This is a genomic window from Collinsella sp. AF28-5AC (assembly GCF_003457875.1).
GTDB lineage: Bacteria > Actinomycetota > Coriobacteriia > Coriobacteriales > Coriobacteriaceae > Collinsella.
This window is the reverse complement of sequence record NZ_QRTA01000002.1, coordinates 64,084-87,691: the sequence shown is the minus strand read 5'-3', so window position 1 is coordinate 87,691 and position 23,608 is coordinate 64,084. Positions and strand designations below refer to the sequence as shown.

Below are 23,608 nucleotides of genomic sequence, written 5' to 3'. Positions count from 1 at the left end.
AGGGTGTTATGCATTATCTGTCTGCCACACCCGAATCATTAAGAAAACAAAAGCCGCGCGCTCTTTCGAGCACGCGGCTTTTAACATACACATGGCTTAAGGGGTCGGGGTGTGAGCCGCGTAGGGACACACCCCTCAAGCTAGAGCCTTACCAGATGCTCGGCCAGAGACCAAGCGGGCCAGCGCCCAGGATGCCAAGGACGAAGAGCAGGAGAATGCCCTTGGTCGGGGTCCAGCTGTGCTTAGCGAACATGTAGTAAAGCAGCAGCGTAAGCATAAGCGGGACGAGCTTCGGGACGATGGTGTTGAGGGTGTCGGCAACAGAGAAGTTGACCGGATCCTCGGTAACGGTGCCGTAGGTCACGGACTCCATGCCGTTACCCAGATCGGTGACGCCGCACTCGACAGCGTTGCCGTCGGCATCGGAAGCGGTAAGGGCGTTGCCGTCCTTATCGGTCATGGCGATGGTACCGGCCTCAGCGGTCTCGGTATCGATGCCCTCCATACCGGTGAAGTTCTCGGCCTCCTTCTCGGAGACGATCACGGTAGTAGCGGAGAGACCACGGGTGGTGCCGTTGGGGATCTGGAGGTTGATCTGGGTGCCACCCATGGTGACGACCAGGCAACCGACGACGAAGACGCCCATGATGGAAGCGGCACGCGTGAAGGCCTGCATGTTGGCGGTCAGAGCGTCAATAGCGCTGGTGCCAAGCTTGTAGGACCAGTTCATGAGCCAGAAGCGCAGAGCGAACTGGACGACGTTGAAGATCACCAGGAAGATGATCGGTGCAGCGGCGTTGCCGTTGATGGCCATGTTGGAGGTGATGCCGGCCGTGATAGGCACGAGCGTCAGCCAGAACAGGGCGTCACCGATACCACCGAGCGGGCCCATTGCGGCGACGCGGACGGCGCGGATCGTGGGGATGTCAACCTTGTTCTGCTCGAGCGAAAGCACGATGCCCATAACAAAGGTGACAAGGAACGGGTGGGTGTTGAAGAACTCCAGGTTGTGGCTCATGGAAGCCGCGAGGTCGTTCTTGTTGGTGTGGATCTTCTCCAGACCGGGGATGATGGAGTAAAGCCAGCCAGCGGCCTGCATGCGCTCGTAGTTGAACGATGCCTGCAGGAAGCAGGAGCGCCAAGCCATCTTGTTGAGGGTCTTCTGGTCGAGCTGCGGAGCAGGAGTGAGATCCTCGTAGTGCTCCGGGATCACATACTCATTAGATGCCATCTTCGAAGTCACCTCCGTCAGAAACAGCTGCACCCTTCAGCTCGGTCTGCTGCTGGAAGTCCCAGAAAGCGATGCCGAAGCCGATGAGAGCGAGGATGAGCAGAGCAGGGGTTGCCAGCGAATCGTTGGCAACGGTGATGAGCGCGAGGCCAAAGCCCATGAGGAAGAAGCCCCACATATCGCGGTTCATCATAACCTTGAGCAGGACGGCGAAGCCGACGAAGCGCATCATGCCGCCTGCAGCGGAGAGACCGGTCTGCAGCCAAGTCGGGATGGCAGAAGCGATGGTCTGACCGATGGTAGCGCCAGCGATGAAGAACAGGGTGACGACGACAGCGAAGATCAGGCCGAGCAGAGCCATGGCGAAGTAGTTCAGGCGCTCGATGCCCTTGGTGTCCGCGTTGTGAGCCATGTTATCGGCCGTGGACATAAGCGGGGACATAAGCGTGAAGACCAGGGTAACGCCAAGCTGGCCAAGCAGAGCGAACGGAATGGCGAGGCCGACTGCCGCGTTGGGCTCGAGGCCCGTGGCGATAGCGAGAATGGCTGCCATGATGCCGCCGATGACGGCGTTAGGCGGCTGAGCGCCTCCGATCGGCATGTTGCCGATCGTCATGAGCTGATAGGTACCACCCACGAGAAGACCGGTGTTAAGGTCGCCAAGGATAAGACCGATGACGGCGCCGGTGACGATGGGCTGATAGAGAGACTCGAGGAAGTCAAACTGGTCGATTGCCGCGATGAACGTGACGACGAAGACCAGAGCGATCTGGATGATCGAGTATTCCATCTTGCTCCTCCTTTCAAAATGTATGTACGCACTTTGGATTTCACGTACAGAACGTCAGGGTTTCACTCCTGACAACGTGGATCACGAGGATTACGAGAAGAGCTTGCTCGTGTCCTCAACAGGCGTGCTCGGAACGCGCCTGATCTCCAACTCCACCCCCAATTCCTGCAGCTCTTTAAACGCAGCGACATCCTCGTCGTTAACTGCGACGGAGGTGGCGACTTGGCGCTTTCCTTCCGACATGTGCATGTTGCCGATGTTTACCTTCTTTATAGGCACACCGCCCTTGACGAGCGTAAGCACGTCTTCCGGTGTTTCGGCCACGATGAAGATCTTCTGGCGCGGGCTCGCCTTGCCAATGACGTCGATGGTCTTCTGCAGAGAGAAGAAACGCGTAGCGACGCCGGCGGGAGCGGCCATCTTCATGAGGTTCTGGCGCATGGTGTTGGACGCCACGTCGTCGTTGGCGACGAGGATGAGGTTGGAGCCCAGGGTGGAGTTCCACTGGGTGGCAACCTGACCATGAACCAGTCGGTTATCGATGCGGGTAAGAAGAATGTTGGGTTCTGCCATGTTGATCAGCTTCCTTTCGTTATTTGCTGGCGACAGTTACTTGATCTCCTGAATCGCGTAACGCGAAACATCTACGACGGCTCCGGATCGGACTTTGATCTGGACCTTCTCGCCTTCGATGCCTTTGACGGTTCCGTAGATACCGCCGGCGAAAAGAACCTCTTGACCCGGCTTGAGCTCGGTGTGCAGCTCCTTGAAGTACTTCTGCTTCTTCTTCATGTTGATTTGCGACCAGATGGTGTAAATCAAGCCCATGATGACAAGCAGGCCTAAAAGGGCGACCGAGGAGCTCAGGACGTTGGCTCCGAAATCGGCCATTAGATGCCGTCCTCGTCGCCGAAGATATCCTCTTCCTCGGAGCCGGCAACGGATGCGACCGTCTGGGCGGTGACGCCCGTCTGTCCAACGGTCACGGCCTGCTCGCCAAGCTCGGCGAGCGTGGCATTGCCTCGGAGGAACAGAAGCTCAATAACCATGGGAAGGTTGGTGCCAGTCAGAACCTCGACGTTGTCGACATCCTGGGCAATCATCATCGACTGGTTGAACGGGGTGCCGCCAAGCAGGTCGGTAAAGACGAGCACGCCATCGCACTCCTCGCGCATGGCGGTAATAGCGGCGCGGAGATCCTCACCGTAGGATGCGGCCTGGTCGCCCTCAAAAGGAACGACGGTAAAAGCAGGCTGGTCGCCGGCAACCATCGCGATAGCGCTTGCAAGGCCGGGTGCGAACTGTCCATGACCGGTAAGAATAAAGCCAACCATTCAAATTTCCCTTCCGAAGGTGTGTACAATCTGAGTCCGATGATTTTCGGAAGCCAGCGGGCGCTCGCCCTTAAAGCTTCTTGGAAAGCGTTCTTTGAAGACCAGTGGTTTCTAAACTGGTAGTAACCACGTGACGTGTTGTTGTCACTATATCACCCCAGAAGAGGTCGCTTTCCTTGATTCATACGGTAAAACGTTTTTGCACCGCTCACGGTGATAAATCGACCGTTTACCGGTCGTTAACACTTCTACCTGCGGTTTTGAAACCGTTTCGAAATGCTTTGGCAAAAGATCGGATCTTTTCCTGTGTCTAAACAACGCAGGGCGGCTAAAAATAGCGTGAAGAAAAATTGCAGGTCATTGTGAAGATATGTGAATTGGTCTTTTTGACTTAATACCAGTTAGAACCAGTTTTGAGATTATCGGTGAACGGTAGTTTTCGACCGTTCACCGGTTACTTGCAATCGTTTGCAGTTGTTTTCCCAGATGAATTAGGGAAGCGCGATGGAGCGCTTGCGCGATCACGGGAAGTTTTTGGCATTTGTCCTCATCCCCCGAACGCCAAACTCCGGCATCCAAAATGAGCTAATAGCTCACGCTAATCGTTTTCAATCATTACTTACTCAGTATACGTAATTATTTATCGTTTATCGTTAATTTTGATATGATACAAGTATCATCCAAAACGCCGATTGGAGAGGTTATGGTCCACCGAAACGCATCTATATCGAATGAAACCATCAGCCGCGAACAGACGATAGCCAAACTGAGGAAGCTCGCTCGCATCTGCAAATGGGCCACAATCTGCATTACCACAGCGCTCGCTCTGGGACTCCTCGCAGTCATTGCGATTGACCTTCTACTTATATTGCCCGGCCTCTCCCAAGGGTCGTGCCTCCAATCCGTAGAACTTCAAGCCGGCGAAGGGCCGTGCCTGGCTATTGTCGGTACCGATGCGCAGGCCCCACTTATGCTCGTCGCACACGATGGCCACACTGCCATAGGGAGCCTCTTGATAACATGCCTCGCGCTTACCATCGCGATAAGCGTGCGCAGGCTTTTCTTCAACATTGAAAAGGAAGGCAGGCCCTTTGACCTTGAATGTAACCAGACACTTCGTCGAGTAGGACATTTATTCCTTATCGGCGGCGTTGCCGTGAGGCTTCTTGGTGCCGTAATCACGGGAATGATACTCTTAGGATTTGGCGGCAGCTTTACGGATGCGTTCGCCGGCCAGTTATTCGAGCCCTCCATGCTCTTTGCAGGCCTGATTATTTGCCTGATTGCCAGCATCTTCCGCTACGGGTATATCCTGCAAAAACAAGATGACGAGTTGCTCTAGGAGGAATCCATGATTATTCTGCGGCTTGACCGCATGCTCGCCGAACGCAAGATCTCATCCAAAGAGCTTGCGGAACGCGTGGGCATCTCCCAGGTCAATATGTCACGCATTAAGACGGGCAAGGTTTCTGCCATACGTTTTTCAACTCTTGACGCGATATGTCGGGCACTCGACTGCCAACCGGGCGATGTACTGGAATATATGCCTGACGATGAAGCCGATAACCTTTTTGGACGTAAAGATTGATAGGCATAATTTAGCCACCAGCGCCTAAACGCAAATAGCCCGCTAGAACAACATCCGTTCTAGCGGGCTTATTCAGATATTTCGGTTACGCGCTCGGCGGCTCAGACAGATCTTTATGCAAACAGACCATAGATGCTGATGTTGGCCTTGGCATACAGGCCGTTAGCATACTCGGTCCACTTGGAGCTGGCGCTCGAAGCCTGCGAAGAGTACTGCTGGTAGGCGGTGTAATAGGCGGTCATGGCCTGCTTGTAGGTAGCGCTATCAGCCGTAAAGGCATCGTCAGCGAAGGCCTTAGCGTAGGTGCTATCGGCGTCCTTCCAGGTGCCCTTTTCGCTATCCCACTCGTCGCCGGCAAGTTTGATGATGTAATCGGCGTAGTCCTTGCTCGCGGTCTCCTCGTTGCCGTCAGCAGGCTCGGTCGGGGCGGTCGGCATGCTTGCGGAGCTATCGCCCACCTTCTTCTTGTAGAGCTTCTGCAGCGTCGCGGACTGGCGGACGATCTGCTTGGCCTGGTCCTTGGACACGCCATACTGCGTGGCCATGGTCTTGTAGTCGGAGGTGCCGATGGAATCCTCGGCGTACTTCTTCATCTCCTTAGAAGAGACGGTGATGCCCTCTTCCTCGGCAGCATCGAGCAGAATCTTGTTGCGCACGTAGGACAGGATGACGTCGGCAGAGGGAGCGGTGTAGTTGCCATCGCCATCCTTGACGGTGTCGAGGCTGTACTGGCTCTCGATGGCCTCGCGCGCGGTGATGTCGCTCTTCTTGCCGTTGTAGCTGTAGCTTGCCACGGTCGAATCGAGCTGGTCCTCGGTGAGGGTCGCCGAGCCGACGCCCTTGCTGCCAAAACCACCGTTGCCGATAAAGAAGCCGACCACAGCAGCGATCACGATAGCGACCACAAAGGCGGCAATCATCGTCTTCTTGTGCTTGGATGCATGATCGCCGCCATCGGAGTCGTCGTCCTCGTCCTGCTCCTCGGGCATGAGGTTCTCGTCGGCAGCGTCCGCGGCGATCTTTGCCTCCAGGCGAGCGTCCTCCTCCTCGGCGGTCGTGCCGGCGGCAATATGTTCGGCAGACGTGCCGGCGACCAGGTCGATCTTCTTGTCCTCATCACCGTCGGGGCCTTCGCCGCGCTCGATGATCTGGATGCCGTCGATCTCGTCCTTCTCGTCCTTCTTTTGAATCAGACCCATATCAGTTACTCCTTGTTAGGAAACATAGTCCTCAATAGAATACGCCCGACGGAGCGCCGGGCGTATTGATTCTCAGGTTATACGCAAACACTTAAGTACTATTTAGGCGTTTGCAGTGTGCCTGCCTTAGGCCAGGTGAGCGATAACGGCGTCGGCAAAGGCCTGCGTGCCCACAGCGCCCTCAACGGAGCCGGTCTGGGCACGACGCACGTCACCGGTAACCTGCTCGCCTTCGTCGAGCGTGGCGGATACGGCGGCGCGAATGCGATTGGCAGCGTCGTTCTCGCCCAGGTGATCGAGCATCATCGCAGCAGAGAGGATCTCGGCCGTGGGGTTGGCGATATCCTGGCCGGCGATATCGGGCGCGGAGCCGTGCGTAGCCTCGAAAATGGCGCAGTCGGCACCGATGTTGGAGCCGGGGGCCATCCCTAAACCGCCCACGAGGCCGGCGCACAGGTCGCTCACGATGTCGCCGTACAGGTTGGGCAGCACCAGGACATCGAAGTCGTTGGGGTTCTGGACCAGGCCCATGCAGGTGGCGTCGACGATCTTGTCGTTGAACTCGATATCGGGATAGTTGGCGGCCACCTCGCGCGCAACGCGCAGGAACAGACCATCGGTCGCCTTCATGATGTTGGCCTTATGCACGGCCGTCACCTTTTTGCGGCCGCAGCGGCGGGCGTACTCAAAGGCGTACTCCACAATACGGCGGCTCTTGGCGATGGAAATCGGCTTAATTGAGATGGCGGAATCCGCAGCGAAGGTCTTCTGACCCGAGCGCTCGACGAGCTGCGAGAGCTCCTCGACCTCGGCAGCGCCCTCATCGAACTCGATGCCGGCGTAGAGGTCCTCGGTGTTCTCGCGCACGATGACCAGGTCGACGTCGCGGAAGCGCGAGCCGTCGCCCGGCTGCGACAGGCAAGGGCGCACGCAGGCATACAGGTCGAAGTGCTTTCGCAGGGCCACATTGACGCTGCGGAAACCCGTACCGACCGGCGTGGTGATGGGGCCCTTGATAGCAACCTTGGTCTCGGCGACCGCGTCGAGCACGTGCTGAGGCAGTGGCGTGCCAAACTCGTCCATGACGCCGGCACCGGCCTCTTGGACGTTCCAATTGATCTGGACACCGGTGGCCTCGACCACGCGGCGCATGGCCTGCGTAATCTCGGGACCGATACCGTCACCGGGGATCAGGACTACATCGTGCGCCATAATCTGTTACTCCTCGTCTTCGGCGTCGTCAGATTTTTTAACGCTAGCACGCTTCTTCTTTTTGGAGAGATCCAGGCCAAAACGTTTAACAAGCATTTCGCAAATCTCACTCGAACGGGCCTTGAGATAGCTGCCCTTGCCGTTCTCGGCGTCGAACTTAAGGCGCAGCGCGAGCTTCTCGGCGACCTCGGCGTCGATCTCGCCCTGGCCAAACTCGTACAGGCAACCGAGCATGTCGCGATACTCGAGGTCGCCGTGATAGCACTGGATGGCCTCGTCCAGGATGGGCCAAGCCTCGCGCGAACGCTCGACGCTCGTGGCACCCCACACGCACAGCAGGCGGAAGGCGGCATAGCGCAGCGTGGACGAAATCTCGTCGAACAGCGCGGTCTCGGCGCCCTCAAAGGCATCGCCCAGCTGCTCGGGGCAGGTGGTGGCGAGCGCCGCCAGGGCATCGAGAGCCTCCCAGCGGGTCTGAGCCTCGGGGCGGTCGAGCGCCTCGATCAGCGCGGGCACGCAGGGCACGACGCGCTGCGGATCGCGCTCGGCAAGCAGGTGCAGCACGCGGGCGGCAAACTGACGAATGCGGCGCGTGGGGCAGCCGAGCTCCTTGACCAGGCGGTCGACGGCGTTCTCGTTCTCCTCTGCCAGCTGAAGCTGTGCCAGCTCCTCGTCGGTGAGCTGTTCTTCCTTGTTTTCTGCCATAGTTACCTCTTCTTACTATTTCTTAGCGTGCTTGCCAGCACCCTTGCTGTCATCGGTGACCGAGATGAGCTGTCGGTCGGCCGCGCCATTGCGGCGTGCGCGGCGACGCTCCTCGGCATCGCCCGCGTCGGCGGCGGCGCGGTGAGCCTTGTTGACGTTAAAGACCTCGTCGTGCTTGCGCCACGGGCCGACGGACTCGCCAAAACTCATCTTAAGGCCGGCGATAAAGCCGCCGAGCCAGCCGATCGGCGCAAACTGCACCAGCGGGAACAGCGAAAACACCCAGGTTAGCAGGACGACTGCCGCCGCACCTGCAAAATTGGCGATCCAGTAGTCGCGCTTGGTGATGACGCGCTTTTCGCACGCCCACTGGCCGCATAAAAAGCCGATGTAGATCGCAAAGAGAAAGAGCACCAGCGCAAGCACCACGAACGTCCAGCTCATGGTCGCTACTCCTCGTGATGGTGGCCGCAGCAGCACTCGTGGCCGTCGTCATGGCCGTGGCCGCCGCAGCACTCGTGGTCCTCGCCGTGGTGGTGGCCGCAACCGCACTCGTGGTCGTCGCCGTGCTCGCCGCAACCGCAGCCGTCCTCGTGGGCACCATGCTCCTCGGGGCGATACTGCGACCAGTCCAGACCGGCGGCGATGGCGTCGGCCTCCTCCTTGTAGAGTACCGTGATGGCCTGGGTGCCCAGCTTGGCGCCGCCAATGGCGTCGAGCATATCGTAGAGCGTAAAGGCCACGTCGGCACCGGGCAGCGCGAGCTCGCGATCGTCGGCGTAAGCGAGCGCCAGGCGCAGGTCCTTAATGAAGTGCTCGACCATAAAGCCGGGCTTGTAGTCGCCGTCGAGCGCCTTGGGCGCCAGGCTCTCCATGGCGCCGGACTTGCCGGTACCGCCCAGGATCATCTGGCGGGTCTTCTCCAGGTCAAGGCCGCTCAGCTCGGCAAATGCCATGGCGTCCGCCATGCCGACCATGCAGGCGCCCAGCGACACCTGATTGGCGAGCTTGGCAGCCTGGCCCTTGCCGGCGCCGTCGAAGCAGCAGATGTTGGCCGCAAAGGTGGCAAGGATGTCGCGGACCGGCGCGATGTCGTTCTCGGTAGCGCCCACGATAGCCGTGAGCGTGCCGGCGATAGCGCCCGACTCGCCGCCGGTGACGGGGCAGTCAAACGCCATGCGACCAGAAACCTGGGCGGCCTCGGCAATGTCACGGGCGAGCTCGGGCGAGCTCGTAGTGAGGTCGATCAAGACCGCGCCCGGCTTAGTGCACGCGAGCAGGCCGTCGCCCGCCAGGTAGAGTTCCTCGACCTCGGAAGGATAACCCACCATGGTAAAGACGACATCGGCGTTCGCCGCGGCATCGGCCGGCGTATCGGCCCAGACGGCACCGCGCTCGATAAGCGCTGCAGCCTTGGACTCGGTACGGTTGTTGACCGTGACGGGATAGCCGGCATCCAGGATGTGGCCGGCGATGGGGGCACCCATGATTCCGGTGCCGATAAATGCGACAGAGAGCTTGTTTGCCATGAAACCTTTCCTTTTGGGTTGGGTGTTGTTACCAGGTTGAATACTCGGTGCCAGCGTTTGGGCTGTGACTTGAGGGCACTTGCAGCCGCAGCGCCTGTCTACTCACCGCGCACACGGCGCGCGATGCGGTCGGAAAGCGAGGCTTTCTCGGCACGGTTCTTGCCCCAAAACGCGCAGGCCACCATGCCGGGGCCCACGTGCGAGCCGATGGTGGGACCGACGGAACTACGGATGATGGTGACGTCGGCGCAGCCTTCCTCCTTGCGGATAGCGGCCTCGAGCCAATCACCGTCCTTCTCGGCATCGGCCGTCATGATGGCGATGGGCATGGTGCGATCGGGCACGTAGTTCTCGCGGAACGACTTGAGGATGGACTTGAGCGCCTTCTTGCGGCCGCGGTTGACGCCGATCAGCGACAGCGAGCCGGCAAGGTCGTAGGAGAGCTCGGGCTTGACATCGAGCTTTGCCGTGAGCTGTGCCGCCGCGGGCGGAATACGGCCGCCGGCGGCCAGTGCGTCAAAGCTCTCGAGCGTAAAGTAGCCGTGGACATAGGTCTTTGCCTCGTTTGCCCAATCGACCAGCTGTTTGGCGGTCAGTCCCGCCGAACGCTGGCGCACGGCCTCGAGCGCCAAGAGCGCGCCGGTCGCGCAGGGCAGAGCATTGTCGACCACGTAGAGCTCAAAATCGGGATACTCGGCGCGCACGGCGTCCGCCGCCTGGCACGCGGAGTTGTAGCTCGACGACAGCGCCGAGGTAAAGCACAGGTAGACCGTGGGCGTGCCCTCTTTGGCGCACTCGGTAAAGAACTCGATATAGCGACCGAGCGACACGGCGGAGGTAGACACGCGAGCGCCGGCGCGCATGCGGTCGTAGAACTCCTTAGGGCTCATGCTCGACCAGATATCGTCCGTGCGCTCCTCGCCATCGATAATGAAGGGGAAACCCAGGATATCGACATCGAGGTTCGCGGCGACCTCGGGGCTAAAGTCGCAGCAGGTATCGACGACGATGCGGCAGCGGTCAGAATGGCCGGTAGATGCAGCCTTGTCCATCAAAGCGACTCCTTACGTAAAAAGGCGGCCATCCGCATGGGATGGCCGCCAACCGTTAACTCATGCAAGTTAACGTATTTTACTCGTCAAGTGTTTCGATACGGGGCTTGATGATGCCATATCCACCATTCTTACGGTGATACACCACATTGATGAGGCCAGTCGTCGCGTTCTCGAACACGTAGAAGTCGTGGCCCAGCAGATCGGTCTGCACCAGCGCCTGCTCCTCAGTCATCGGGGTGACATCGATGACCTTCTCGCGGACGAGCAGGTCGTCCTCCTCCTCGGGCAGCAGCAGGTCGGCCAGATCCTCGACGCGCTCGACCGGCGCGACATCCGCTGCGCTGGCACCGCCCTGGCGGTTGTCCACGACCTTGGTCTTGAACTTGCGCAGCTGGCGGGTGACCTTATCGGCGGAGAGGTCGATGGCGGCGTACATATCCGCACCGTGCTCGGCAACGCGAATCACCGAACCGCGGGCACGAACCGTAACCTCGACGATTGCCGGGTTGGGGTTCGAGGGGTTCTTCTCATAGCGAAGTACAACGTCGACCGTCATGGGCTCGATATCGAAAACCTTGAGCGCCTCGCCGATCTTCTCATCCACATGCGCACGCAGAGCATCGGTTACCGTCGTCTTGCGTCCAGAAACCTTGATATCCATACGTGGCTCCAATCTGCCTCGGGGACTTACTGTACTGGCTATGTACCCATTGCCGTGCATTTAATCACGCGGATTCCTAAAGACCCGAATAACGATTGCTTGATACCGCATACCGAAGTCTCGCACTTTTCTGTGGCAAAGTGCGCTATAGGAGGGGGCCGGCGGCTTTGTATTTGGTCCCGAAAATTGGCTTTGACCTGCTGATTTTATTGGGATGAAAAAGCCGGGCTCCCCCATCGGGGAAGTCCGGCAGTGCGTGTTGAAACCGTGAAGAGGTGTCCTTTCCAACGTATAGGAGACACCACCCCTAGCAATAACTAGCTATTGAGTTTGTTAATGTCGTCGTCGGTGATGGTGCCTTCCTGGCTGGACGATTTGTCCTCGGAGGATGCGGTCTCATTGTTGGAATCGGAGGACTCGCTGCCGGAGGACGTGGTCTCACTGGACTCAGAGTCGCCCGGCTGCACGTTAGCGCCCGAAACCGTCTTAGTGGTGAGGTCGTAGGGCATCGTGCCATACCAGACAGAGTGGACCGCCTCGAGCGTGCCGTCGGCCGTAATACCGTCGAGGGCATCGCTCACGGCACGGCACAGTTCGTCATTGGACGAGAGGCCCGCAACACCAAGCGTCGAGGGCGCCTCGAGCGCACCGGCATAGGAGACCTCGCTCATCAGGCGTGCAAGGTAGCCGCCGGCCGTGGAGTCGCAGATCACATAGTCGACCTCGCCGGACTCGAGCGCCTCAAAGCACTCGTTGATGTTGGAGTAGGTCTTTTGGTTGGCGGTGATGCTCTGCTTAGCAAGCGCCTCCTGCGAGGCCGAGGACGTCTGAACGCCCAGGGTGGACGTGTTAAGGGTATCGGTGGAAACGCTTAGCGACCCACCATCGCTAGTTTTACCGAACACGGAAGTGGCATCGTACAGGCAGGTGCCGAGCGAGCTAATGTCCCCGTCCGTGGAGTTAATCTCGCCGATAAAGATATCGGCCTTTTTGTCGCCGAGCGCGGAATCTGCCGAAGACGCATCGACAAAGGCGACCTTAAGGCCCATGCGGCTTGCGAGAGCGCGGGCGGCGTCAACCGCATACCCCGTGAGCTCGCCATCGGCGTCCTGCATGGCCTGCGGCGCATCGGAAGTATCGAGGGCGACCGTCAGGGTTCCGGGAGTGACCAGGGCATCGTCCGACACCGCCGGCGTGACGGTCTCGTACTCGATCTGGTCGATCGTGGGAGTCGTGAACGTAGACAGCGGGTTGAACGCGCATCCGCTCAGGCCCAAAACGGCAATGACCGCTGCGGTCCCAGCACCCAACCGAGCCGCGTGCATCAAGCTGCCCCTCACCATGTCCACTACCCTGCCTTCTGTGTCGTATACAATCCGTGCGTTGCGCGGAATATCAGGTTGTTCCCACCAGCTGACCTGGTATTTGACCCCACACTTGCGCACCGGGGTGTTTGCTCGGGAGGCCGCAGCCACCTTCACGACTGACCCGCTCGCCCGCGAGGCGGTATTGCCCCAAAGAAAGTAGAACGGACGGTGCGGCTTACATCTAGGACGCGCCATGATCGCGCCGCGCGCACGCGGTCGCTTACGTGGATCCCTTTGACCGCGTCTGTCTTGGACTAGGACGGGCATTTCGTCCGTCCGCAACCACAGCCTGGTAGGAACGAAGCGCATTATAGCTAAGTTCAAGCTAAAGTTTAAGGTTAGGGGCGTCATTCGCATCTCGAGTACAGATTTTGCGGGTCGGAGCGGACCATTCGTGCCCCTATGAAGCCCGGAGCTCCCCTACGGGGAGCTCCGGGGCACCCGTCTCAGGGTGCCGTGTGCAAAAAACGGCAAATATGAGTACTGTTACCAATTTAGTAGCAGCGTATTACCGCCTCACGAGCCCTTTTTGAGTTCCGCACAGCCTGCTTGGCGCCAAGATATTCCACATTCGTTTATTATCTCTTCGCTGAATCCAGATTATCGGCCCAAGTTTCTTTGTTTTTGCTGTCACTAATCTAGTAACAGTACTCATATTTGCCGTTTTTTGCACAGAGCATATAAACAGACCCCCTATAAAGCCATAGTTTTACGCTGGTTTGAGCCCAAAGCACGCTCGGAGCGTATTCAGCAGAGCATCTTGCCTCTTTCGACGAGCCTCTACGCGATTCTGATATCGCTTACCCATACGCTGGTGGATGCGCCATGCGAGTGCTTCCATCGCTTCCATGTCACAGAGCATTTCGTTGTTGACCGTCGCGACCTCGATTCCCATAGTAATCAAGCCCGTGTTGCGCTTTTCATCATGGATACGTCCCCTCCGAGAAGAATGGCCCAGCTCACCGTTGTATTCCAGGTCAAACTGGGCTGCTTCCTGATACGCATCGCAAACTGCATGCGGCATCCCCGAGATTGCCTGCGCACGGTCATCGAACTCGATCTTGTAGTCGGTCTTAAAGGGACCGCAGGCAAATCCGCCATAGGAAAACGGAAGCGAAAACAGAGCGAGCATGATGCACTCCATGGGCGAGCGCAGATTTTCTGACAGGTAGGGACACAGGCGCAGCAGCTGTTTGGCCACATTCCCCTTGCATGCCGCGAGGTAATCTACCAGGCGATCGGGTGTCAGCACGGACTCGACCTCAAAGTAACCGACATCTGGCGGCTGGTCTTTGTCCTTTGCCAATTTGTTCACGACAGGCGAGGTGTAGGGAGGCAGATACTTCCCGCGGTCGCTCAGTGAAATCTTAGAGCACAGTTCCTGGGCCAGGGCAAACGCCTGGATGCAGCCGACCTCGCGCGCGATGGCAACACAAAGGGCCTCGGGAGATAGACTGTACACCCCCGGTTCCACCTCTAGAATCGAGCCGGCGGGCAACCCGGAACACACGGACCAGCTCACGCCAGGGATGCGGCGGCGCTGCGCCGCAGATCCCACCAGCAAGCACAGATCTTCTTGCACCTCGCCGCTTGCGGCCCCAATCCGCACCAAATCGGGAAGATAGATGTCCTCGGTCGAGGGCGACGACGTGCGCAGCACACGGCACTCCTCCTTGGGATCAAGGTCCTTCCAGCTTATGTAGCCCATCTGCCGGCGCTCGGCGCGCATCATGCGTAGCGCCGAGGCGCCTGTTAGGATTACGGAAGCCGCTAGCTGTTCGTCTGTCGGCTCGTTGCACCGCTCAATCTTTACTGCCACAAAACCACCCCTACCAAACGCGTGCGATAGCGAGGCCATCAACGGCCGTGGCGCCGGCGCGCTTGAGTTCCGCCGAAGCCGCGGCCATCGTCGCGCCCGTGGTGATAACGTCATCGATAAGCAGCAGGCGGCGGCCGTGCACGTCCTCAACCGTCTCATACATGCCTTGGGCACGCTCGCGGCGCTCCTCACGACCGAGTTCGCGCTGGTCGCCATGGCCGTACTTGACCAGGGCGTCCAGCAACGGCACGCCCGACAGCTCGCAAAATGGGCGCGCAATGGCCTCCATATGATCAAAACCACGCCGCCGAAACGCTACCGCCGTCGCAGGCACAAACACCACCGCATCCGCGCCGGACAGCACACCTCCTAAGCGTTCGGGCGCTACGACCTGGGCATGCAGGGCGGTGTCGTAGAGCAGCTCTGCCAGATACGGCGCCAGGCGTCGCTCACCCGCATCCTTGTACGCTTTAATGATGCGCGGCAGCGGATGCGCATAGACGGCGCACGCCAGGCAGCGGTCGAGCGCCTCCGCCATTGCCGAGGACGTGCCCTCGACCGAACACTCAGTGCACAGCAAATCCCCAAACGGGGCGCCGCATCGGGTGCAGCTATGACGTTGGTCGATGAGCGTGAGCGCGGCCAGGCAGTCTTGGCAAATAAGCGCACCGGCGCGCTCGCAGCCGGCACATCGTGTTGGCGACAATGCCTCGAGCGCCTCGCGTGCCGCCCACTCGGCAAACGGTAGTAATTCGTCCGCAAACGGTAGGGCACCGGCACCCTGCAGACAGCTCAATATGTTCAGATGGCTCTTCAAGACACAACCCTCCCTACGTTCGGTCGCAGGGAGGGTTGTTGATTCGGCGCTATGATACCCCGATGTGCTCGGGGCAAGGCGGGCTAAATCCGCTCGCGGGCGTTATTCGCCGGCGGGCGGTTGTGGTGTGGACGAAGACGGGGTCGAGCCCTCGCCACCATCCTGGCGCGGCTTGCGGGAACGGCGACGGCGACGGCGCTTTTGACCCTGGTCGGCCGAGCCCTCGCCACCGCGATCCTCGCGCGGCTCGCGCTCGTCGCGAGCGGCGCCACGCGAAGCCTTGGCAGCCGCTCCCCCGCCATCTCCGGGACGACGGCGCGTGACCTTGACCTCGCCATCCGAGACCTGATCGGCCACGGAGGGCACTGAGGGCTTCTGTTGCGCGCCCGAGGAATGGCGACGGCGCGGACGCGGCGCGCGCTCCTCCTCGCCACGTGACTTGCCGCCCTTGTCGGCAGGCGCATCGGAGGCCGAGGGGCCCTTGGAAGCGGCACCAGCCTCGCGAGCAGCTGCGGCGCGGAAGGCGTCCTCGCGCTCCTCGCTCGACAGATGACGGCGGCGGCGACGTGTGGGGTTCATGCCACCGCCGCGATTCTGCTGCTGGGGCTGCTGAACCTCGCGCTCGCGAGAGGCGTTCTTGCCCGCGGCTGCAGCCTCGGTAGCATCGCCCGAGCCCGCGCGCTTGCGGCGGCGACGGCCATCGGCCGCCCCCTCGGCCTCGGGCGCCTCGGCCTTGCCACGACCCTTTCCGCGGCCACGACCCTCGCCCTGGCCCTGAGCGGTGCGCGCATCGGATTCGGCATCGCGACGACGGCGCTTGGGCATCGAAGTGCCGGCCAGACGGTCGGCACTCGACAGGCCATCGCCCACGTCGACGCCGTTCTCGCGATCGAGCTCCATGAGCGCCAGGCGCATCTCGGGCGACTCAATACGCTCGAGCACGTCGCGCGTCACGCAATCGGGGCGGCAGTTGCAGCCCTGCTCGGCGGCCTTCTTTTTGCAGCCCTCCGAGCACGTCATATCGGCCAGGTTGACCTTAAAGACTTTGCCGTTCTCCAGGCGCAGCACCAGCTGCTCACGCGGCGTGTCATATTCCTGAATACGCGCCTTGCCAAGCGGCGTATCGATGAGCGTCTTCTTTTTAGGCGCACGGCTCTTAAAGTCCTTGTACGCCTCGAACTCATAACGCAGGCAGCACATCAGGCGGCCGCAAACGCCGCTAATCTTGGACGAGTTGAGCGGTAGGTCCTGCTCTTTTGCCATGCGGATCGAGACGGGCTCAAACTGTCCGCCAAAGCGCGTGCAACAGAGCTCCTGGCCGCACTGGGCATAGCCGCCCACCAGGCGGGTCTCGTCGCGCACGCCGATCTGGCGCATGTCGACGCGAATATGCAGCGTCGAGGACAGATCCTTGACGAGCTGGCGAAAATCGACGCGCTCCTCGGCCGCAAAGTAGAACACGGCCTTCTCGCCGCCAAACAGGTACTCGACGCCGACCGGCTTCATCTCGAGGTCGAGCTCCTTGACCAGGCGGCGGAAGTCGACCATGGCCTCGTCGCCCTGGATGGCCAGGTCGTCGGCAAGCTGCAGGTCGATGCCGCTCGCCACACGCAGCACGGGCTTGAGCGGCTGACCGATCTCATCTTGCGGCACCTCAAAGGGATCGGCAGTGACCAGGCCGATCTCGGTTCCGCGCTCGGTGGAGCAAATGGCATAATCGGCCTCGAGGATATCCAGATCCTGCGGATCGAACCACAGGTCGCGCGAGGCGTAGGTAAACTTAACGGGTACGACTAACGGCATTTCAGTGCCTTCCTGATATCGAACAGCATGACCTCGATGGCCAGCTGGGGAGTAACGTTTCTGGCGATGTTGCGCTCGGCGGTCGCGACTGCCTCGAGCGCCCGGGTGGCACCCGCAACATTGGTCGCGGCGGCAAGCCGACCGATCGTGTCGCGCACGTCTTCGTTCACCACGTCGGCCGCCTCGTCCTGAAGCGTCAGCAGCACGTCGCGCATGAGCGTCCGCGCGCTCGCCAGCGCTTCCATGATACCCGAACGCTCGCGCGCGTTGAGTTCGCGCTTGTTGCGGTCCTCAAGCTGCTTCAATGCTCCACGCGACAGGTAGTCGGCGTTTTGCTCGAGCACCTTTTCCTGCGTGGACTTGACCTCGGCGAGCGGCGCCTTAACGGCGACGATGAGCGACTTGGCGCGGCTGAGCACGTCGGCCTCGTCGGCGGCGATAAGCGAATCGATGGCGCGAACCATCTGACGGCGGGCGTCCTGGCGCTCAGCGCTCTTGAGGAACTCGATGCCACGCGTGGGGCTTCCCGCCACGGCGACGGCCATGCGGCAACGCGCAGGGTCCTGACCGGTGGCGCGGCTCACGGCCTGCGCGGCGACGGCGGGCGATACCAGCCGAAACGGCACGCACTGGCAGCGGCTCACGATAGTGGGCAACATCACGTCTGCCGAGGTGCCCAGCAAGATAAACATAACGCCCTCGGGCGGCTCCTCGAGCGTTTTGAGCAGTGCGTTGGCGGTGTTGGCGCGCAGCTGCTCGGCACGGTCGATGATGTAGACCTTGGCCTTGGCACGGATGGGCGCCAGCGGCACGTCGTCGAGCAGCTCGCGGGTCTGGGCGATGAGGTAGCCCGTGGCGCTCTCGGGCGTGTAATAGTGCACATCGGGGTGCGTATGGCGGGCGACGCGCACGCAGCCATCGCATGAGCCGCAGCCGTCCTGCTCGCACAGGAAGGCTTGGGCGAGCGCCCACGCGGCGTCGAGCTTGCCCGCGCCGAGCGCGCCCAAGAACAGGTAGGCGTGCGATGCGCGGCCGCTTGCGATGGCGTTGGTCAAAAAGTCGCGCACGCGCTGTTGGGTGTCGAGCTTGGCCAGCAGGCTTGCCTGAGCGGGGGCCATATTACTCGGCCTCCTGGGCTAGCGCGGCAGCGACGGCATCTTGCGGAATGTCGAGGCCGTAGACGCGAACCTGCTCGACCGTCTGCGCGAAGACGTCCTCGATGGACGCGGTCGCGTCGATGAGCTTTACGCGGTTTGGTTCCTCGGCGGCAATGGCGCAAAATCCCTGGTAGACGCGCTCTTGGAAGGCCATGCCCTTGGCCTCCATGCGGTCGGCCGCACCACGGGCGGCCATGCGCAGCGCCGCCTGCTCGGGCGTGATGCGATAGACGAGTGTGAGAGCCGGGTGCGTACCCGCGACGGCCAGGTTGTTGGCGTCGCGCACCATCTGGCGATCGAGGCCGTCGGCAAACGCCTGGTAGCAGGTCGTGGAATCGTAGAAGCGGTCGCACAGGACCACCTTGCCGGCCGCGAGGGCGGGAGCTATGACCTCGTGCACCAGCTGGGCGCGTGCGGCCTCGTAGAGCAGCAGCTCGCAGGTATCTCCCATGGCCGTGTTGGCGGGATCGAGCAGCAGGGCGCGGATCTTTTCGCTGATGGCGGTGCCGCCCGGCTCGCGCAGGCTCACAACCTGGTAGCCAGCGAGTTCGAGCGCGCGGGCAAGCAAGCGCGCCTGCGTGGACTTGCCGGCGCCATCAACGCCCTCGAGCGTGATAAAGCTATGTTGAGCGGGCTCAAAAGCCATGGGCGCAGCCCCTTCCTACAAGGCGCGTAAATGCGAGTTATAGCAACCAAGCCATGATACCCCAGTGCTCGGCGCGTCCCAAATCCCACCTAGCCAATGGCTACTCAGGCGGCAGTTAGGGACGTTCCTAAACTGCCGGCCGAAAAGGAACGTCCCAACTGCCGGCTTTTTGGGGTGCTGGGTATAATCGTCGTATTGCATTGAAATGTGGCGAAAGGAGTGGCAATGTCTCGGTATTGCGCCTCGTGCGGCAAGCTTCTTGCAGATAATGCCAAGTTCTGCACCTCGTGCGGTGCATCCGTTGAACAAACAACCGCGAGCGATAGCCAGCCCGCTTTTGAGCAGACCGGTTCCCTCGATACGCCGCAAGCCAAGGCGGACGACCCCCTCGCCTATCGCCCCGACCTCGCCGCAGGCCCCGCGGCCGTCGAGACCACGCAGCGCATACCCGTCGCGAGCGGCTCGCCCCAACAGCAGCCGGCTCCCGCATACGCGCCCGCTTCGCCACAGACCCCCGCTCCCAAAAAGAGCGGCACCGGGCCGCTTATCGCCGTTATCGTTGTGCTGGTGGCGATCATCATCGCCCTGGTCGTTTTCTTTGTGATCAAGCCTTTCGACAACGCCGCCACGCAGACGACTGCCGAGGTAGCTAAGCTGCACCATGACGTCGACGACGATGACCTAAAGCCTCTCGGCGATCCCAACAGCCTGTACGACGATGATGACGATGACGACGAGGATGGCGGCGAAGCAACGCTCTCCGAGCAGAACCTCTACCGCCGACTGAGCGAATACTACGACTTGCTCGAAGACCTCGACAACTACGTCCGTGGCTGCGCGCAGAACTTCAACGGCAGCTATCTGGAAGAAGATCGCACCACCCGTCAAAATCTCGCCGACGTCGCCGAGCGCACAGAGGACACCATCGAGCAGTATTACGACATCGTCGAGGACCTGGACGTCCCGACGAGCTCCAAGAACTACAGTTCCTGGAAGGACATCATCGCCCTGTACGACGACCTGGATCACCGCATTGACGCAATCTGTGATGCCTGGGAGATCAGCCTGAAATACGCCAAGCCTGCGGACCACAAGAATGAGATCGTGGCGCCGCTGTCGCGCGACAACGTGGCGGGCACCAATGACAATAAGTATCGCCTAGACTTTGAGGAGCGCTATCCCGGCGCCAAACCCGTCGAAGTGAACTAGCGCTTTGTCGTTCCCGAGCCGGCAGTTAGGGACGTTCCTAAACTGCCGGCAGAAAAGGAACGTCCCTAACTGCCGGTCAAAAAAACGAGCGAGGATCGTGGGGTCCTCGCTCGTTTTTTAGGCAATGTTTCGACCGCGCCGTTACTTGTCGGAGGCTACTTTCTTGGTAGTCGACTTCTTCGCGGTCGTCTTCTTGGCGGCAGTGGCTTTCTTAGCCGTCGTCTTCTTGGCCGCCGTCGTCTTCTTGGCCGTGCTCGCCTTAGTCGTGGTCTTGCGGCCGCGGGCGGGCTTCTTCTCCTTGGTCGGGCAGTCCATGTTGACGCAGATACGCCACGGGCCGCGCGCCGTGTTGACCACCACGATGGGGGCGCCGCACTCGGGGCAGGTCTCACCCGTCGCCTCGAGCTTACCGCGCGCCGGCAGAGGATAGCTCACGCCGCAGTCATCGTAGTTGGTGCAGCGGATAAAGCGCTTGCCGCTCTTCTCACTCTTGTGCGCGATCAGGTCGCCATGACGTCCGGCCTCGGCACACACCTTGCACTCGCCCACCTTAAGGTCGGGCTCGTAGTTGGTGGGGCACGTGGGGTTCACGCAGATCTCGAAAGCCTTCTGACGGAACGGCTGGCATTTAATGCGCGGCGCGCCGCACTCGGGGCACACGGCCGCCTCGCCCTCGAGCGGACTCACCTTGACGCCGCTCGGCACCGGATAGGTCACATCGCAGTCGGGCCAGCCCATGCAGCCAATGAAGCTGCCACGGGTCTTGGCGCTCGTCTTCATAACCAGGTCCTTGCCGCACTTGGGGCAAGCTCCCACGCGCGCATCGGCCGTGACGGCGTCGCTGATGGCGTCGCCCAGCTCCTGCGTGTGCTTGAGCAGCTCGTCGAGCACGCCAGCCAGCAGCGCGCGCGAGTGCATCACGACATGCTCTTCGGTATCCTCGCCGCGCTCCACACGGGTCATGTCGCCGTCGAGCTCGCTGGTCATATCGGGGCTCGTGATGCGCGGGGCAAACTGCGACAGCGCATCGATGATGGCGATACCCAGCTGGCTCGGCTCAACGGGATCATTTTTGAGATAGCGCACGGCGTACAGGCGCTCGATGATGCTCGCGCGCGTGGACTTGGTGCCCAGGCCGCGCTTCTCCATCTCCTGCACGAGCTTGCCCTGGCTGTAGCGCGCGGGCGGCTCGGTCTGCTTGGCCTCGAGCTTAATGTCGAATACGTCGACCGTATCGCCCTGCTCAAGCGGCGGCATCTGCTCGTCGCGTTTAAGGCCATACGGGTAGGCCTCGCGGAAACCCGGGGTCACGAGCACATCGCCCGAAGCCACGAACGGCTCACCGTTCACATCGAGCTCGAGCTTGGTGTTCTCGATGGTCGCGGGACCCATGAGCGTCGCCAGGAAGCGGCGGGCGATGAGGTCGTAGAGCTTGCGCTGGCCGCCGTCGAGCGTGGACGGATCGCCCTCGCCCGTGGGATAGATAGGCGGGTGGTCGGTGGTCTCGACTTTGCCGCGCGTAGGCTTCATGGGGCCGGCAAGCACCTTTTTGCATACGGGCGCCAGCGCCGGGTTGATCTTTGCCAGGTCGCTCACCACGGCGCCCAGATCGAGCGTCGCGGGGTACACGGTATTGTCGACACGCGGGTAGCTGATGAGACCGGCCATGTAGAGGGACTCAGCGATGCGCATGGTACGCGCAGGCGAGATGCCCTCGGCCGCGGCGGCAGCCTGCAGCGAGGTGGTCGCAAACGGCGTGGGCGGCTGCTGCTTGCGCGAGCGCTTGGTCACCGCGGCGACGGTTGCCGTCGCGACGCCGTCAACATGGCCGTACGCCGTCTCAGCAGCATCCTTGTCGGTAAAGCGCGCCGTCTTGTGCGCGATCTTAAAGCGATCGTCCTCGGCAGCGCCCTGCGCGGCACCCATGCCGCGAATCTGCCAATAGTCCTCGGGCACAAACGCCATGCGCTCGCGCTCGCGCTCGACCACCAGGGCAAGCGTCGGCGTCTGCACGCGGCCGGCGGAGCGCACGTTACCAAAGCCGCCAAACTTGGCGAGCGTCAGGTAGCGCGTCAGCACCGCACCCCAAATGAGGTCGATGTGCTGACGGCTCTCGCCTGCGTCGGCCAGGTTCTGGTCGAGCGAGACGAGATTATCGAAGGCCTGCGTGATCTCGGCCTTGGTAAACGAAGAATACTGGGCGCGGGCAACCGGCAAGTCCGGCGCCACCTCGCGCACCTTGTTGAGGGCGTCCGAACCGATCAGCTCGCCCTCGCGATCGAAGTCCGTAGCGATGATGACGCTGTCGGACTTCTTGGCAAGGTTCTTGAGCGAGCGAATGAGCTCTTTCTCGGCCGGCAGCTTAATGACGGGTGCCCAGGTGAGATAGGGCAGACTCTCGAGCTTCCAGCCCTTGATGGAGATGCCATCGGCAAGGAACGGCTTACGCTTGGTGTCGTAAGGCGGACGAGCCAGGCCATCGGGCATGTCGGCCGGCAGCATCTCGCCGTCCTCGGTGACCGAATACCAGCCCAGCTTTTTATCGAACAGCACGCTGTCGCAAAAATCGGGCGCAAGGATGTGACCGGCAAGACCGATCGTCACGCACTCCTCGCCCTTCCACTCAAAACGGTAGATGGCAGTGTTGTACACCTTGTCCTTTTTAGGCTTACCCGTGGACAGCCGCTCGGCGATCTGACGCGCGGCGTCGTTTTTCTCGGCGATGATGAGCTTCAAAAGAGGCTCCTATCTCGTATCTCTACGGCTACGCCCGCCCGTATGGCGGCCGATTTACGCCCTTGCTTGCTCGATCTGCCCGATGAGCCAATCGCACCAGGCGTCCATGCCCTCGCCCTTGCGCGCGCTCACGGCAAACCGCGGCGCCTGCGGATTGAGGTCATCGAGTGTCTTAGTATACCTATCCATGTCAAAATCGAAAGCCGGGGCCACGTCGACCTTATTGAGCAGCTGCGCGCCAGCGTGCTGGAAGATGCCCGGGTACTTGATGGGCTTGTCGTCGCCCTCGGGCACCGAGAGAATCATGATGGACAGGTTCTCGCCCAGGTCAAAGTCGACCGGGCAGACCAAGTTGCCCACGTTTTCGATAAAGATGACGTCGATGTTTTCCAGACCCACAGCCTGGTCAAACGCGTCAACGGCCTCCATGATCATGTTGCCCTCGAGGTGGCACAGGCCGCCCGTGTTGATCTGGATGGCGGGCATGCCGGCTTCCTTCATGGTGATGGCGTCGACATCCGAGGCGATATCGCCCTCGATGACGGCACAGCGCAGGCCGGCCTTGTCACGCAGGCGCTCGTTGGTGCCCAGGATCGTGGTGGTCTTGCCCGAACCGGGGCTCGACAAGACGTTGATCACATAGGTGTTTGTCTCATTAAATCGCTGACGCAGCTGATCTGCCAGGCGCTCGTTGCGCGACAGAATCGGCGACGCGATATCAATCGTTTTCTCAGCCATACTTAGCGCTCC

23 protein-coding genes are annotated in these 23,608 nt (G+C 60.9%); 3 read left to right on the top strand and 20 right to left on the bottom strand.

All coding sequences use genetic code 11. From position 1 onward, the window contains the following. Positions 1–148: 148 nt before the first annotated feature. The 5 genes from DWZ01_RS02320 to DWZ01_RS02300 all read right to left on the bottom strand — a co-directional run bounded on the left by DWZ01_RS02320 (position 149) and on the right by DWZ01_RS02300 (position 3,355). On the bottom strand, positions 149–1,231 hold the full coding sequence (locus tag DWZ01_RS02320) for a PTS system mannose/fructose/sorbose family transporter subunit IID (protein WP_055251210.1): 1,083 nt from the start codon (positions 1,229–1,231) through the stop codon (positions 149–151). Beyond that, the gene (locus DWZ01_RS02315) at positions 1,221–2,021 is read right to left on the bottom strand and encodes a PTS sugar transporter subunit IIC (RefSeq protein WP_022094610.1); all 801 of its coding nucleotides are present in this window, start codon (positions 2,019–2,021) and stop codon (positions 1,221–1,223) included. The genes DWZ01_RS02320 and DWZ01_RS02315 overlap by 11 nt, the downstream gene beginning before the upstream one ends. 90 nt (positions 2,022–2,111) lie before the next feature. Next, positions 2,112–2,594, bottom strand: a complete 483-nt coding sequence (agaV, locus tag DWZ01_RS02310; protein ID WP_022094611.1) for a PTS N-acetylgalactosamine transporter subunit IIB — start codon at positions 2,592–2,594, stop codon at positions 2,112–2,114. Between the two features lie 36 nt (positions 2,595–2,630). Further along, positions 2,631–2,912, bottom strand: a complete 282-nt coding sequence (gene yajC / locus DWZ01_RS02305) for a preprotein translocase subunit YajC (RefSeq protein WP_022094612.1) — start codon at positions 2,910–2,912, stop codon at positions 2,631–2,633. Further along, a complete protein-coding gene (locus tag DWZ01_RS02300) occupies positions 2,912–3,355 on the bottom strand; it encodes a PTS sugar transporter subunit IIA (protein WP_035137680.1) in 444 nt (147 codons plus the stop codon). The genes yajC and DWZ01_RS02300 overlap by 1 nt, the downstream gene beginning before the upstream one ends. 703 nt (positions 3,356–4,058) lie before the next feature. Between DWZ01_RS02300 and DWZ01_RS02295 the strand changes: the two genes are divergently transcribed. Further along, positions 4,059–4,697 (top strand): DUF2975 domain-containing protein, encoded by a 639-nt coding sequence (locus tag DWZ01_RS02295; protein ID WP_158556977.1) that lies wholly within the window; start codon positions 4,059–4,061, stop codon positions 4,695–4,697. A 9-nt stretch (positions 4,698–4,706) separates the two neighbouring features. Further along, positions 4,707–4,943, top strand: coding sequence for a helix-turn-helix transcriptional regulator (locus DWZ01_RS02290; RefSeq protein WP_117847904.1), 237 nt, complete (start codon positions 4,707–4,709; stop codon positions 4,941–4,943). Between the two features lie 113 nt (positions 4,944–5,056). Here DWZ01_RS02290 and DWZ01_RS02285 read toward each other — a convergent pair whose 3' ends face one another. From DWZ01_RS02285 to tmk, 13 genes are all read right to left on the bottom strand, one after another. Beyond that, entirely contained in the window at positions 5,057–6,142 is a 1,086-nt protein-coding gene (locus DWZ01_RS02285) for a hypothetical protein (RefSeq protein ID WP_117847903.1), read from the bottom strand. A 126-nt stretch (positions 6,143–6,268) separates the two neighbouring features. After that, positions 6,269–7,354 (bottom strand): isocitrate/isopropylmalate dehydrogenase family protein, encoded by a 1,086-nt coding sequence (locus DWZ01_RS02280; protein WP_022094615.1) that lies wholly within the window; start codon positions 7,352–7,354, stop codon positions 6,269–6,271. A 6-nt stretch (positions 7,355–7,360) separates the two neighbouring features. Continuing rightward, positions 7,361–8,059, bottom strand: coding sequence for a hypothetical protein (locus DWZ01_RS02275; RefSeq protein ID WP_006236252.1), 699 nt, complete (start codon positions 8,057–8,059; stop codon positions 7,361–7,363). A gap of 15 nt (positions 8,060–8,074) precedes the next feature. Then, the gene (locus DWZ01_RS02270; protein WP_055310425.1) at positions 8,075–8,503 is read right to left on the bottom strand and encodes a hypothetical protein; all 429 of its coding nucleotides are present in this window, start codon (positions 8,501–8,503) and stop codon (positions 8,075–8,077) included. A gap of 5 nt (positions 8,504–8,508) precedes the next feature. Next, positions 8,509–9,588 (bottom strand): NAD(P)-dependent oxidoreductase, encoded by a 1,080-nt coding sequence (locus DWZ01_RS02265; RefSeq protein ID WP_117847901.1) that lies wholly within the window; start codon positions 9,586–9,588, stop codon positions 8,509–8,511. A gap of 98 nt (positions 9,589–9,686) precedes the next feature. Next, a complete protein-coding gene (locus DWZ01_RS02260; RefSeq protein WP_055310423.1) occupies positions 9,687–10,640 on the bottom strand; it encodes a DegV family protein in 954 nt (317 codons plus the stop codon). A gap of 79 nt (positions 10,641–10,719) precedes the next feature. After that, positions 10,720–11,304: a ribosome hibernation-promoting factor, HPF/YfiA family gene (gene hpf / locus DWZ01_RS02255; protein ID WP_035137685.1), complete on the bottom strand. Its 585-nt coding sequence runs from the start codon at positions 11,302–11,304 to the stop codon at positions 10,720–10,722. A 317-nt stretch (positions 11,305–11,621) separates the two neighbouring features. Beyond that, complete coding sequence (locus DWZ01_RS02250) at positions 11,622–12,629, bottom strand: ABC transporter substrate-binding protein (protein WP_158556900.1); 1,008 nt, start codon at positions 12,627–12,629, stop codon at positions 11,622–11,624. Positions 12,630–13,380: 751 nt separating this feature from the next. Further along, positions 13,381–14,490 carry a hypothetical protein gene (locus DWZ01_RS02245; RefSeq protein ID WP_117769912.1) on the bottom strand — a complete coding sequence of 370 codons (1,110 nt, stop codon included), beginning with the start codon at positions 14,488–14,490 and terminating at the stop codon, positions 13,381–13,383. A 10-nt stretch (positions 14,491–14,500) separates the two neighbouring features. Beyond that, entirely contained in the window at positions 14,501–15,307 is an 807-nt protein-coding gene (locus DWZ01_RS02240) for a double zinc ribbon domain-containing protein (RefSeq protein WP_233506157.1), read from the bottom strand. A 102-nt stretch (positions 15,308–15,409) separates the two neighbouring features. Continuing rightward, positions 15,410–17,110 carry a regulatory iron-sulfur-containing complex subunit RicT gene (locus DWZ01_RS02235; RefSeq protein ID WP_117769913.1) on the bottom strand — a complete coding sequence of 567 codons (1,701 nt, stop codon included), beginning with the start codon at positions 17,108–17,110 and terminating at the stop codon, positions 15,410–15,412. After that, entirely contained in the window at positions 17,101–18,228 is a 1,128-nt protein-coding gene (locus DWZ01_RS02230; protein WP_117769914.1) for an ATP-binding protein, read from the bottom strand. The genes DWZ01_RS02235 and DWZ01_RS02230 overlap by 10 nt, the downstream gene beginning before the upstream one ends. 1 nt (position 18,229) lies before the next feature. Beyond that, positions 18,230–18,913 (bottom strand): dTMP kinase, encoded by a 684-nt coding sequence (gene tmk, locus DWZ01_RS02225; RefSeq protein WP_117769915.1) that lies wholly within the window; start codon positions 18,911–18,913, stop codon positions 18,230–18,232. 225 nt (positions 18,914–19,138) lie between these two features. On the opposite strand from tmk, the gene DWZ01_RS02220 reads away from it, so the two are divergent. Next, positions 19,139–20,122, top strand: a complete 984-nt coding sequence (locus tag DWZ01_RS02220) for a zinc-ribbon domain-containing protein (protein ID WP_117769916.1) — start codon at positions 19,139–19,141, stop codon at positions 20,120–20,122. 141 nt (positions 20,123–20,263) lie between these two features. On the opposite strand, the gene DWZ01_RS02215 is transcribed toward DWZ01_RS02220, so the two are convergent. Both DWZ01_RS02215 and hypB read right to left on the bottom strand, forming a co-directional pair. After that, entirely contained in the window at positions 20,264–22,858 is a 2,595-nt protein-coding gene (locus tag DWZ01_RS02215; RefSeq protein WP_117847898.1) for a DNA topoisomerase I, read from the bottom strand. A 54-nt stretch (positions 22,859–22,912) separates the two neighbouring features. Continuing rightward, positions 22,913–23,596, bottom strand: coding sequence for a hydrogenase nickel incorporation protein HypB (gene hypB / locus DWZ01_RS02210; RefSeq protein WP_006235936.1), 684 nt, complete (start codon positions 23,594–23,596; stop codon positions 22,913–22,915). Positions 23,597–23,608 lie beyond the last annotated feature (12 nt).